Origin of the sequence: Catenuloplanes sp. NPDC051500 (assembly GCF_044454585.1) — a bacterium.
In the GTDB taxonomy this organism is placed as follows: Bacteria; Actinomycetota; Actinomycetes; order Mycobacteriales; family Micromonosporaceae; genus Catenuloplanes.
Window position 1 is genome coordinate 1 of record NZ_JBITDX010000022.1, and the last position, 12,714, is coordinate 12,714.

Below are 12,714 nucleotides of genomic sequence, written 5' to 3' on the forward strand. Positions count from 1 at the left end.
CTTGGACCCTCAGCAAGTCCTATTTTTCCAGATCAGAGGGCACTTCTGCGTTCCCGGCCCAGTCCGTGGACAGGCGCCTTAACGAAGGGCCGAGGTTAAGTCCCACACTGCATCGGGTGATGAGTATTTGGCAATTATCGCCGTCCGGGAAAGGCGCTACTGTCGTAGGGTCGCATTCGGCTCCGGATGAAGAGTGAGAAATTCTGTGTCTATTCCGCGTTATTCGCCGAGTCATCGCACAAGCCTCGAAAGGCTCATGAGGGACGGCCATCAGAACGGCAACGAGATGGTCATCGAGGAATTGGTGTCGCCGGATTTCGTGCTGCACTGCCCGGACGAAAGTAGCAAGACACGCGACGAATCGGCGCGGACGTACGCAGCGATGCGGAACGCCTTGGCAGACTTCACCATCAGCTGCGACCTCGTTGTCGCCGAGGGAGACATGGTCGCGGCCCGAACGGCGATGGACGGAAGATTTGTCCGGCCGTTCGTCATTATGGAGGGCATGGAATACGAAGCGCACGGCGGGCCGGTGCATTTCGAGACCATCAGCATCTACCGTTTCGGCCCGCACGGCGAACTGCTGGACGAGTGGGCGCAGTCGGACAACATGACATTGTTCTCGCAGCTCGGCATCACCATCTGAGCCGGTCACGCCCGCGCTGATCGCGGCCCTTCCCGAACTGCGGGGAGGGCCGCGCGCGACTATGCGGCATTGCCATGGTCAAACCCTTCAGGATTTTCCCACTCCGCGGGTGGTCCGGCCCGCACGCTCCCGCGGGCTCCGGTCGTCGCCCAGGGGCTCCTCCCTTCCGGCCCCGTCGTGCGCCGGAAGATCAAGAGCGGTCCGGGCGCACGATGACGGGCGTCACACCCTCACCAGACAAGAGACTTTGCGTATCTTATGGCGGCCCGCTACCGTGACCTGAGATACGAAAAGTCTCTTATCGGCGAGACGTTGAGGCGGATCCGCCGGTGACCAGGGGGAGGAAGATGGTGTCGACGATCTCGATGATGTCCGCGTCGGGGAGGGCCCGCGACGTCATGAGCAGTTCATGGCGGAAGAGATCCTCCGGGAGCCGGACGATGCGCCGGGTCAGTCTCGACGGGTCGACCTCGCCGCGGCCGGCCGCCCGGTCGACGATCTGCTCCATCGCGGACCGATGGCCGGCCGCCACTGCCGCGCGCAGGTCGTCGATGCTGGTGCCGGTCGCGCGGTAGAGGTCGCCGAGCTGGGCGATCAGGGCCGAGGCGAGGGCGACGCGGCGTTCGTTCACCTGGCGCAGCAGCGCGATGACGTCGCCGCGCAGCTCGCCGGTGTCCGGCACGGTGACCGGGTCCCGCCCGGCGGCGTGCAGCAGCGCGGCCCGCACCAGGTCGCCCTTGGCCGGCCAGCGGCGGTAGACCACAGACTTGCTTGTCCCCGCCCGCTCGGCGACGCTCTCCGGGCTGAGCAGCTCGTAGCCGCGATCCGTCAGCTCCGCCCAGGCCGCGTCGAGCAGCGCGTTGTCGAGCTCGGCGCCTCGCCGGCGTCTCGCTGGTGTGGTTGCCATCGCGCACCCTTCGCCCTTGCCGTCGGCGCGGCGCATCAGGCCGCCGGCCAAAAGATACTTCCCGTTTCTTACTGGGTGTGACGCCGGGGTCAGCACGTCGCCCGCGGCAGCACTCGCTCACCATCCGTACCGAAGGAGCCCCACCATGCGCATTCTCGTCTCCGGAGCCGGCATCGCCGGTCTCGCCGCGGGCATCAACCTCGGCGCGACCGGCCACGACGTCACAATCGTCGAGCGCGCCGGCCATCTGCGGGTCAACGGATCCCCCGTCGACGTGCGCGGCGACGCCCTCGACGTAGCCCGGTCCATGGGCGTCCTCGACCACATCCACGCCCGCCGGGTCACCATGACCGAGCGGTCCGAGTTCATCGACGCCGCAGGCGAGACGGTCGCAGCCGTGCCGCTCGGGGAGATCGGCGACTCCGTGCACGACATCGAGATCCCCCGCGAGGATCTCGCGCACGTCCTGCACGGGGCGCTGACCGACAGGACGTCGCTTGTGTTCGGCGAGTCCATCGCCGAGCTCCAGGACGACGGCGACGGCGTCGAGACCACCTTCGCCTCCGGCCGGCGGGACCGCTTCGACCTGATCGTCGGCGCGGACGGGCTGCACTCGGTGACCCGCCGGCTCACCTTCGGGCCGGAGCGCGACTACCTCCACCACCTCGGCTTCTACGTCGCCCTCACCGATCTGCCCGCGCACCACGACGGCGACCGGACCAGCCGGTTCCTCAACTGGCCCGGTCACCTGATCGGCATCGGTCACTACAACGACACCACGATCGGCGTGCTCAACTTCCGCTCCGACTGGATCGACTACGACTACCGCGACCTCGACGCCCAGCGGCGCATCCTGCTCGACGCCTTCGCCGGCCACGACGAATGGCGGGTGCCCGAGATCCTCGATGCGGTGGCCAACGACCCGGAGCTGTACTTCGACTCGGTCAGCCAGATCCACCTGCCGACCTGGCACAGGGGCCGCGTCGTACTTGTAGGCGATGCCGCGCACTGCGCCTCCAACCTGTCCGGGCGCGGCGCCTCGCTGGCCCTCACCGGCACCTGGCTGCTCGCCCAGGCACTGATCCACCACCCGGACGACCTCGAAGCGGCCTTCGCCGAGTACGAGGCCGGCCAACGCCCCTACGTCACCCGCGCGCAGGACAGCGCCGGCCCCGGCGGCGACTTCATCATGCCCGCCACCCAGGCGGCGCTGGACGCCCGCAACGAACGGCTCCGTGCCATGTGAGCAGGGGTCAGCCGCCGGCCAGCGCCCCGCGGGCCGCGCGCAGCAACAGTCCGGGCCGGGCCAGCGCCGCCGGATGCGACACCATTGTGCTCACCTTGGCCAACTCCCCGTTCACGACCGGGTCGTGGAGCGCGGCCTTGGAGAGCAGCCCGCCGAACCAGCGCGTCGCCCGGTAGCCGCGCGGATAGGGGCCGTCGACGTGCGGCAGTGCCAGATCGGCGGCGGTGGAGATCTGCCAGGCCGCGTCGACGACCACGCGCGTGTCCGCGAAGTAGGACAGTGCGGCGCGACCCAGGTCCGGCTCCCCGCGCAGGTAGCGGGACAGGCACGAGGCGTGCAGCGTTGCGGCGGTCATGCCCTGGCCGTAGGACGGGTTGAAGGACGCTATCGCGTCGCCGGCGGCGACCAGCCGGGCGGGAAAGCGGTCCAGAGCGTGGAAGTCGCGGCGGCGGCTGTCGGCCTGGTGGTACGTGGAGACGTCGCTGGCCCACTCGGCGGTGTGCACCACGTCGGCGAATTCGCTCGGGAAGTCGCGCTCGCAGCGCAGGCGGTAGTCGTCGCGGTCGCGGGTGGGCCGGTCGGAGCCGTACCCGGCGATGAGCATCGTCCAGCGGTCGCCCTCGATGGGCGTGAAGCCGCCCTGGCGGGCGGTACGGCCCGGGGCGGAGGTGGTGACCGCGATCGTCTGCCACACCTCGGGGTCGGCCGGCCTGTGGAAGAGCGCGGTCGCGTACGTCAGCGCGATGCCCATCCGCTGCATCGGCGGCTTCGGGAAGTCGTACTCGGCCAGCCAGTCGCCGAGCCGGCTGGACCGCCCGGTCGCGTCGACCACGAAGTCCGCGCTGAGCTCCTCGACGGCGTCGCCGCCCGCCGGGATCCAGCGCACGCCTGTCACCGCGCCGTTCTCGATCAGCAGGCCGTCGGCGCGGCCGGCCCGGGTCGTCACGGCGGGGAGGGCCAGGACCCGGTGCCGGACCAGCGCCTCGAGGAACGGCCGGCTCGACGTCAGCGCCTCCCCGGCGCCCGTCCGGATGCGTGGCTGCGGCCGCAGCCGACCGTCCATGTAGAACGGCTGCCGGGTGTCACCGGGCCGGACGGGTGCGCCGGCGCGCTTGGCGTCGTCGGCGAAGCCGGGGAACCAGCGGCCGAACTGGGCCTGGCCGGCGGGCAGCAGCGCGTGGACGTGGCCGCCCTGGGGCACGCCGGGGCGTGGGGCGACGGCGGTGGCCGGGTCGGCGGCGATCCGGTCGTCGGGGACGTCGAGCGCGGACAGGTCGTCCCGCTCGATGATCACGACCTCGTCCGCGTGGTCGCTGAGGACGCGCGCGGCCATCAGGCCGGCGATGCTGCCGCCGAGCACCACGGCCCGGCCGAGTGTGAGCCGTGGGCCGGTGGCCGGTGCCGTGGACGTGATCTCCGCGAACTGCCGCTGGATCGACATAGGACCTCCGTAGGGTTGCCTCTGTCCATTGAAGCGCGTCACACGGCCCGGCCCCGGGTCATCGTCAGGCGGACGTGTCGCCGTCCGGCTTGTCGGCGGCCGGCTGGGTGCGCGCCCGCATCTTCTCGACGAGGCTCTGCTTGCGTCGCGCGGCCTCGCTCTGGTTCTCCACACGGCCTGCGAGCGTGGTCGGGTCGGTGCCCCGGCCCGGGCGGCGGCTCAGCGAGTCGCTCGGTTGTTTCACCATTGTCGTCATCCTTTCCTCGCACACCATTCTGAAGCCTGGTCTGCGGCACGGCGCGTGCATTGAGAGCAAAATCCCCGCTGACGGTACGGCCCTCCACGCCCTACCGCCCGCCCGGCCCGCGACTGACCCCGGATCGTGGGACATCGCCGCGGGGTGCCCTCCCGCGCGATTCCCGGGCGGCCGGGCACGGCCGCCCGCGTCGCCGTCTATGCCCTTTGCGTGAGCCGGAAGGCGTCCCGGAACGTCTCGGAGACCGCAACCGGCCCCAGCTCGCCGAAGGTCGCGTGACGGGGACTGGTGACGCTGACGTCGTACGGCGTGATGTGGGTGACGAAACCGCCCGCCCACTCACGCGCCACGCCACCCTCGGAGGTGAACCGCCACCCCTTCGCCACCAGCGGGTGCAGGATGTCGAGGTCACCGTCCGACCCGGTGTCAAGCGGCAGCGTGTGCGCGGCGGCCTGTACGGCGTCCGGGCGGTACACCTCGCGGTCGAGCTGCGCGAACGGCTGGAAGATCTCGTAGTCGGCGAACACCTCGGCCCAGACCGACTGCTCCGGGCCGGCCAGCGCCGGGTGGTAGAGCCCGACCCGGGCGTCGTCGGCAAGCGTGATCGTCTTGTCGTCCACGTCGGCCAGGGTGCCGTCCTCCGCGACCCGGAACGCGACGCCGCCGGCCGCCTGCCACAGCAGCGCCCGCGCCGGGTACCGCACGACCGGGTGGTCGAGCAGCAGCGTCCGCAGCTCGGCCGCGCTCCACGACCTGCCCGCCACCATCGCGTCCTCGAGCGCCCGGATCCGGTCGGTGCCGAGCGCCCGCGCCTCCTTCTTCAGCGCGGCGAACGCAAGCCTGGCCTCGTCCGCGCGCGCGGCGTCATCGGCGGCCGACACCCGGGGCAGGCCCTTCACCCGGCGCCCGTCCGCGTCGCTGATCAGCGGGTTGAGCTTCACGTCGAAGGTGACTGTGAACCGGCGCGCGCCGTAGTCGAGCGTGCGGCGCCCGTCCGCGTCCAACCCCAGGTCGGAGACGATCCGGTCGCCCAGCTCGGCGGTGGTCAGGCCGCGGGCCGCGGCGATCTCCTCCAGCTTCTGCGCGGCCAGCTTGCGGAAGCCCTTCGCCTTCGCGGTACGGGACATCCGCTGCAGGTGGGTGAGTGCGGTGTCGGTGCCGAGCGCCACGAACACGTCGAGGCCGATCTTGGCGCGGGCGATCGCGTCCTCGGTCCAGCCGAGCACCTCCTCGGTCAGCCGGGGCGCCGCCGAGTCGTCGCCCAGGAATCCAAGCGCATAGAGCGCCTGCTTGTCGCCGGACGGGTGCGAGACGCTCTCCCACTGCGCAAACAACGCCCAGCCGAACGCGGTCAGGTCTTCCCGCTCGCAGGCGTCCCGGACCTCGGCCAGCCCCGGGTGCGGTGCCGCGAACGTGGACAGCGACAGCAGCGCCAGCAGTCGCCGTACGGCCGGCTCGGGCAGCGCCGCACCGCCGTGCCCGCGCAGCCGGACCGGCGGCAGTAGCGGCACCACCAGCCAGGAGGGCAACGGCTTCGCCTTCGGCGTGTCCTGCAGCGCAGCGGGCAGCGCGGACTCCGGCGCGACCGGGCCGGACGGCGTGAGCGCGGTCGTGATCGCCGCCACCCGCGCGCGGGCCTCCGCCTCCAGCTCCGGCACGGTCGTGGCGACCAGGTCCGGGTGGGAGAGCACGTGGTTGCGCAGCAGCTCTGCGACGACCGTGGCCGCCTCGGGCCGCTCCGGCGTCAGCCCGGCCAGCACCCGCAGCGCGCGGCCGGGCCGGCGGGCGGCGAGGCGCACGGCGACCGGGCGGATCAGGTCCTCGTCGGCGCGCACGGCCAGCAGCCCGAACGCCTCGTCGGTGTCGATCGAGGCCAGCCAGGTGACGATCTGTTTCCGGTCGATGCCGTGGCCGTGGAACCAGCCGCCCTCGTCGAGCGCGGCCGCCATCCGGGCACCGACGCCGCTGCCGTCGCCGACGATCTCGGTGACCCGGGCCCGGTCGTCCGCGTTCAGCAGGTCGAGCAGGGCGGGCTTGGCGAGGACGTACATGCCGAGCACGTCCGCGGCGATCGGCGGCGCGTCCGGCTCGGCGAGCATCCGCATCGTCCGGACCGGGTCGGCGGCCATCATGCCGAGCTGCTGGAACTCACCCTGCCGGTGCACGAGCGTGACCCGGATCGCGTACCGCACCGTTTCGTCCGCCGGGATCTGCAGCACCGTGGCCAGGTCGCGGACGCCCATGGACGGCGCGAAGGACGACAGGTACCACGCCTTCCCGCGGTAGATCGGATGCTCGGTCAGGATCGGCACCGCCTCCGTCCCGAACGCGTCGAGAAGCGTCGCGATCATCGTCTCGCGGCCGACCGCGCTCACGCTCTCCAGCCGGCTGTCGTACCGGCCCCGCCGCTCGTTCTCGTCGAGCGTGGCGAACGCGTCGGAGTGCCGGTGCAGCGTCGCGACCGAGGAGGTGGAGAAGGCCGGCAGCACGTACAGCACGTTCCGGTCCACCTCCGGGTACCGCCCGTGCCAGGAGACGATCTCGTCGACGTCCGCGACGACCCAGTCCTCCCGGTCCGGCAGCACGAACGCTGCGATGATCCGCTGCGGGAGCGGGCCGTCGCGGTACTCGCCGAGCGCGTCGGCGGCCAGGGCGAACGTCGCGTCGTCCGCGGCCGCCAGGTGGATGCGGACCCACCTCGCGATCTTGAACAGCGCTCCGTCCTCGTCCCAGCGCCGCAGGGTCTCCAGGTCCGTCTCCCCGCGGTTCTCGTTGACGAGGATGCGCCCGACCGGCCGGCGGACCAGTGCCTCGTCACGCCGCAGCGGGTGGAACAGCATGCCGGCCATCTCGGCCACCGCCCGCACCGCGAACACGACGCCGCCGCGGGCGATCCAGGTCTGCGCGACCGCCGGCTCCGGCTCGCGGCGCCAGTACCCCCAGTCCTCCAGGTACTCGGCGACGATCAGCCCGGCCGCGGCCGCACCACGCGGGGACAGTTCCGCCTCGGGCCGGGCCAGGTCCGAGGCGAACCGCCGGGCCTCGTCGAGCAGCGTGGGGTGGTACTCCGCGTTCCGCGCCGCCCGCAGGTCGGAGTCGGCGAGCAGCGCCGCCAGCCGGCCCGGCGCGCCGGGGTCGGCCGGTGGCACCTCGAACGGCATTCCACCGCGCCGGGGGAGCTGCTTGCCCCGCCAGTCCTCCGGCATGACCCAGCTGTCGTCGAATCGCATCCATACCTCCGTTGGCATCGAACGAAGGCGAACTCTACAAACCGGGTACGACAGAACCCGATGCGGTCAGGCGGACGCGGTCGCCCACAGCCGATCCGCCTCGCGTGCGACGCCGGCCGCGTCGTGGGCGAGGTCCGGGTCGGTGTCCGGCTGCGGCACACAGAGCAGCAGCGCCCTCGGCCGTACCGTGATGAGCAGGTGTTTTCCCGACTCGATCAGGTCGCCGTCGAGCTGGCGCGGGTGCTCCCGGTCGCTGCGGATGTCGATCCGGGTGGCGGTGAGGATCTCCATCCGGGCTACCCGCCGGCGGCGCAGCAGCAGCCCTCCGCCGAGCGTCGCCCAGTGCCACAGCGTCCGCGGGCTGAGGATCGCGATGTCGAGCAGGCCGTCGTCCGGTTTCGCGTCGTGAAGCAGCCGCATTCCACCCTGCAGCCGGCCCACGTTCCCGACGATCACCGAACGCGCACGGCGCCGGAACGCCGGCCGGTCGTCGAGCGTGATCCGCAGCCGCATCGGGCGCCCGCGCAGGTGCCGGGCCGCGCCGCCGAGGTAGGCGAGCCAGCCGATGTGCTTCTTCGCCGTGGCGTTCGTCGCGTGCAGCATGTGGGCGTCGAAGCCCATTCCGGCCATCACCGCGAAGCTCTGGTCCCCGGCGGTGCCGACGTCGATCAGCCGCCGTCCACCCTGGAGCACGACCGCGAGCCCGGTGGCGAGATCGCCGGTGAGCCCGAGATTCGCGGCGAGCAGGTTGCCGGTACCGGCCGGCAGCACCGCCATCGCGACGCCGGTCCCCGCGAGCGCTGTGACACAGGCCATCACGGTTCCGTCGCCGCCGCAGACCAGCACGATCTCGGCGCCGGCCCGTGCCGCCGCTGCGGCCTGACCCGCGCCCGGATCCTCGACAGTCGTCTCCAGCCACATCGGCGCCGGCCAGCCCGCCGCGCCGAACGTGTCGGTGATGGTGCGGCGCAACCGCTCGAGGTCCGGCACCTTGACCGGATTCACGACGACGGCTGTCAGCGGTGCATACATGCGGAATTCCTCGCGGTGGTGGAAGGAGTAGACGCAACCGCTCACCGTTTTCGGGACGTCTTGTGAATAGTACCCAGGCGCGGGCGCTGGAAAAACGCGGTTGCCGACCCGGACATGCGGTGATGAATGCGGAAAGAGCGCGATGAGCGACCCTGCCCACCGTGTTCCGCACCGCCTGACCCGAGACGTGGGGGGGGGGGCCCCCAGCGGGGGGGGCCCCCCCCCGCCGCCCGGGGGGGGGGCCCCGCCCCGCGGGCCCCCCCCCCCCCCCCCCGGGGGGGGGGGGCCCCCCCCCCCCGGCCCCCCCCCCCCCCCGCGACTCGCGTGGTCGTCCCCGGCCACTGCGGAACCGGCTCCTCCGGTGGCCGGAAGCGGAGCGCCAGCGGAGTCTTCCGGCCACCGGAGGTTTGCCCGCGGGAGCATGCGGGCCGGACCACCGCGGAAGCGGGAAGACGATGTTGATCCGGGTGGGAATGTCAGGCCGCGAGCCGGGTGCGGCGCAGCGTCACGACCATCATGTGCACCGTGCGCGGGCCAGCCACGCCGTCGGCCGGAAGACCGGCCATGGCCTGAAAGCGGCTCACCGCGCGGGACAGTGCGGGAGGGGAGCCGTCGCCCGTGTTCACCCGCAGCGCGTCGAGCAGGCGCCGGACCGTGCGGGCGTCCGCCGGCGGGTTGGCCGAGTCGTCCACCAGGCCGGACAGCGCCCTGGCCATCGCGCCGATCGTCGTTGACACCGTCATGGCTGCCTCCCTCTCGTTGCCGTCAGTTCCAGCGTGCAACGAGGGGCAGGGCCACGGCCTCCGGCAAAGGACCTGATCCTGGGCGGGGCCGCTCCGACTTTCGGCCGACCCGGCCCGTAGGGGGAGCCCGGAGAACTACTCCTCGCGGAGTGCGCCCCAGACGTGCCAGCGCTCGATCTCGACCTGGGCGCTGACCCGCGGATCGGTACGGTTCGGGTAGTCGCCGCCGGTGTACTGCCGGGCCAGGCGGTCGATGTCGTGCAACCCCTCGTCCTTGGTGATCGACACGACGCGGCCCTGGAGGCTGACGTGGGTGTGCCAGTTGTCGCCGGACAGCACGGTCAGCGAGACCCGCGGGTCGGTACGCAGGTGCTTGAGCCGGGCGCGGGTGGCATCCAGGTTCAGCAGCACGTGGCCGTCGTCCTCGAGCAGGTACCAGGTGGCGACCGAGACCGGCCGGCCGTCGGCCGCAACCGTCGCCATGACCGCCGGGTTCGCCAGTTTCAGCAGGTCGACGACGTTCTGGGGCAGAGATGTGCTGGGCATAGGATCACCCTAGCCGGGCGCGGGATACGCATCACCGGCCAGGCGGCGGAAGACCTCGTGCGTGGGGCTGCCCGGCGCGGCGCAGCAGACGATGAGACGCTGGCCGCTCTCCGCGATGTGCAGCGCCTGGTACTCGTACTCCAGCGGCCCGAGGCCGGGCAGGCTCACCCGTTTCGTGGCGCCGCGTCGCACCTCGACATCGTGCCCGGCCCACAACCTGGCGAACGCCGGCGAAGTGCCGAGCAACTCCGTGACCAGCGCGGTGAGCGCCGGATCTCCCGCGTTCCGGGCGTAGGAGGCGCGCAGGTCGGCGACCGTGTCCCTGGTGAACGCGGCCGCGACCCCGGAACTCCACTCGCCGTCCGCGACCACGTTTGCGAACAGCCAGCGGAGCATGTTCCGCTCCTCGCCGTCGAGCAGCGCCGCAAGCAGATGCCCGGCCAGCCGGTTCCAGGCGAGCACGTCATAGCGGGCGTCGACCACGTACGCGGGCACGTGCGGCATGCCGTCGAGCAGGTAGCGGACGGCCGGCGCCAGCTCCCGGGACGCCGCCACCGACGACGGCGGGTTGATCCCGGCGGTCCGGAACAGGTAGTCGCGCTCATCCCGGGTCAGCACCAGCGCACGGGCCAGCGCGGTCACAATCTGCCGGGACGGCGCCGCCCCGCGCCCCTGCTCCAGCCGGATGTAGTAGTCGACGGAAATCCCGGCGAGCTGCGCGACCTCTTGCCGTCGCAGCCCCGGCGTCCGCCGCCGCATCCCGCCCGGCAACCCCACCTCACCGGGCTCCAGCCGGGCACGCCGCGCCCGCAGGAACGCCGCCAGATCCGTACGCTCACTCACCAGGCAAGCATGGTGGTACGCGCCGTACCAGTATCAACCGGTCCCTCCCCACCCCGCCGCGCACGGCGCAGAGTGGCACCATGACCACCACCGCGCTGCTCGTCATGGACGTACAGAACTCCGTCGTCGCCCGCTACCCCGACCCGGACTACCTGCCCCGCCTCCGGCTCGCCGTCGACACGGCCCACGCGGCCGGCCTCCGCGTCATCTACCCGTCCGTCGGTTTCCGCCCCGGCGCACCCGAGATCGACCCGCGCAACAAGATGTTCGGCCGCCTGGCCGGCGTCACCCTGCCCCGGTCCGACGCGATGGAAGTACATCCCGCCGTAGCACCGGCCGACGGCGACCTCGTGGTGACGAAGCGGCGGGTGTCCGCGTTCGCCGGCAGCGACCTCGACCTGCTGCTGCGCTCCCAGCACATCGACCACCTGGTCCTGACCGGCATCGCCACCAGCGGCGTAGTCCTCTCCACCCTCCGCCAGGCCGCCGACCTCGACTACACGCTCACAGTCCTCGCCGACGCCTGCCTCGACAACGACCCTGAGGTCCACCGCGTCCTCACCGAGAAAATCTTCCCCATGCAGGCCGACGTGCTGCCAGTCGGCGACTGGAAGCCCTGACCGCTCTCGCGGTGGTGCGGCCTGTTTGCTCCCGTGGGCGCTTGAGCTTGCCGGGGGGCGACCCCAGACCCCGACCCAGATCTCCCCGCTCTTGCGGTGGCCCGGCCCGTTTGCTCCCGCGGGCGCTTGAGCTTGCCTGGGGGCGACCCCAGACCCCGATCCAGATCTTCCCGCTCTCGCGGTGGTGCGGCCCGTTTGCTCCCGCGGGCGCTTGAGCTTGCCTGGGGGCGACCCCAGACCCCGACCCAGATCTTCCCGCTCTCGCGGTGGTGCGGCCCGTTTGCTCCCGCGGGCCAACCTCGCCGCCCACCAAGACTCCGCTGGCGCTCCGCTTGCCGGGCGGCTCGGAGCCGGTTCCGCGCGGGGCGGGGAAGAACACGCGGCCGCCGCCGTGCGGCCGGAAGTGGCGCGCCGGCGGCCGGTTCCGGGGCGCGCCGGTGTCGCGTCAGTGCTGGTCAGCGTGGTGCGGGTGCGGTTAGGCGTTTGCCAGGACTGGCATCGAAGCCGGAGGTCCGCGATGGTTGCGGTGGGTTCGGCCGTGCTGGCCGCAGTGGGCCGGGCGGGTGTCGCGTCAGGGCCGGACCGGTGGCGTGGCTGCGGTTGGGTGGCCGCAAGGGCTGGCGTCGAAGGCAGAGGCTCGCAGTTGCTCAGGTTGGTGTCGGCCACGCGCGTTCGAGAGCGGGCCGGTCAGAGCGCGGCCGGTATCGCATCAGCGGCGGATGATCATTGCGAGTATCGCCAGTCGATCGCAAGATCCTGCCTTGGCCACGGTCCCGTCTTGGCCACCGCCCGGGGTGCCGGTCCCGGTCCCGGTCCCGTCTTGGCCACCGCCCGGGGCGCCGGTCCCGGTCCGGGGTGCCGGTCCCGGCTCGGGGTGCCGGTCCCGGCTCGGGGTGCCGGTCCCGGTCCGGGGTGCCGGTCCCGGCTCGGGGTGCCGGTCCCGGTCCGGGGTGCCGGTCCCGGTCCGGGGTGCCGGTCCTGGCCCATGACCCTTGTCCCGACACCGAGGCGACCCGGCTGATTTGGCCTCCTGCCTCGCATCGGCCTACGGCCGTTTTGCGGTGCTTTTGAGGCATTCGTTCGATATCGACGCCCGCTACTGCCGTTCGCGATCTGTGCTCAAGATCCTTGCGGCTCTGGTGGGCCTTATTGCGCCGGGATAAGGGGCGCCCCAGCCGCCCCGCTGGTAAACACCCCCGCGGGG

11 protein-coding genes are annotated in these 12,714 nt (G+C 72.0%); 3 read left to right on the top strand and 8 right to left on the bottom strand.

Translation table 11 applies throughout. The features are described from left to right. The first annotated feature begins 256 nt into the window (after nt 1–256). Entirely contained in the window at nt 257–646 is a 390-nt protein-coding gene (locus ACIA8K_RS32770) for an ester cyclase (RefSeq protein WP_396066323.1), read from the top strand. A 298-nt stretch (nt 647–944) separates the two neighbouring features. Here the strand turns inward: ACIA8K_RS32770 and ACIA8K_RS32775 are convergent, their stop codons facing one another. Then, on the bottom strand, nt 945–1,553 hold the full coding sequence (locus ACIA8K_RS32775) for a TetR/AcrR family transcriptional regulator (RefSeq protein ID WP_396066325.1): 609 nt from the start codon (nt 1,551–1,553) through the stop codon (nt 945–947). A 145-nt stretch (nt 1,554–1,698) separates the two neighbouring features. Between ACIA8K_RS32775 and ACIA8K_RS32780 the strand changes: the two genes are divergently transcribed. Next, the gene (locus tag ACIA8K_RS32780; protein ID WP_396066327.1) at nt 1,699–2,799 is read left to right on the top strand and encodes an FAD-dependent monooxygenase; all 1,101 of its coding nucleotides are present in this window, start codon (nt 1,699–1,701) and stop codon (nt 2,797–2,799) included. Between the two features lie 7 nt (nt 2,800–2,806). Here ACIA8K_RS32780 and ACIA8K_RS32785 read toward each other — a convergent pair whose 3' ends face one another. From ACIA8K_RS32785 to ACIA8K_RS32815, 7 genes are all read right to left on the bottom strand, one after another. Further along, nucleotides 2,807–4,240, bottom strand: a complete 1,434-nt coding sequence (locus ACIA8K_RS32785) for an FAD-dependent oxidoreductase (protein WP_396066329.1) — start codon at nt 4,238–4,240, stop codon at nt 2,807–2,809. Between the two features lie 64 nt (nt 4,241–4,304). Further along, a complete protein-coding gene (locus tag ACIA8K_RS32790) occupies nt 4,305–4,487 on the bottom strand; it encodes a DUF6243 family protein (RefSeq protein ID WP_396066331.1) in 183 nt (60 codons plus the stop codon). Nucleotides 4,488–4,693: 206 nt separating this feature from the next. Then, nucleotides 4,694–7,726, bottom strand: coding sequence for a DUF4132 domain-containing protein (locus ACIA8K_RS32795; RefSeq protein ID WP_396066333.1), 3,033 nt, complete (start codon nt 7,724–7,726; stop codon nt 4,694–4,696). 66 nt (nt 7,727–7,792) lie between these two features. Then, on the bottom strand, nt 7,793–8,758 hold the full coding sequence (locus ACIA8K_RS32800; protein WP_396066335.1) for a diacylglycerol/lipid kinase family protein: 966 nt from the start codon (nt 8,756–8,758) through the stop codon (nt 7,793–7,795). 476 nt (nt 8,759–9,234) lie between these two features. Continuing rightward, on the bottom strand, nt 9,235–9,501 hold the full coding sequence (locus ACIA8K_RS32805) for a peptidoglycan-binding protein (protein ID WP_396066337.1): 267 nt from the start codon (nt 9,499–9,501) through the stop codon (nt 9,235–9,237). Between the two features lie 135 nt (nt 9,502–9,636). Further along, the gene (locus ACIA8K_RS32810) at nt 9,637–10,047 is read right to left on the bottom strand and encodes a PPOX class F420-dependent oxidoreductase (protein WP_396066339.1); all 411 of its coding nucleotides are present in this window, start codon (nt 10,045–10,047) and stop codon (nt 9,637–9,639) included. A gap of 9 nt (nt 10,048–10,056) precedes the next feature. Next, complete coding sequence (locus ACIA8K_RS32815) at nt 10,057–10,890, bottom strand: helix-turn-helix transcriptional regulator (protein ID WP_396066341.1); 834 nt, start codon at nt 10,888–10,890, stop codon at nt 10,057–10,059. Nucleotides 10,891–10,970: 80 nt separating this feature from the next. Here ACIA8K_RS32815 and ACIA8K_RS32820 point away from each other — a divergent pair, with 80 nt between their 5' ends. Then, a complete protein-coding gene (locus ACIA8K_RS32820; protein WP_396066343.1) occupies nt 10,971–11,510 on the top strand; it encodes a cysteine hydrolase family protein in 540 nt (179 codons plus the stop codon). The last annotated feature ends 1,204 nt before the right edge of the window (nt 11,511–12,714 follow it).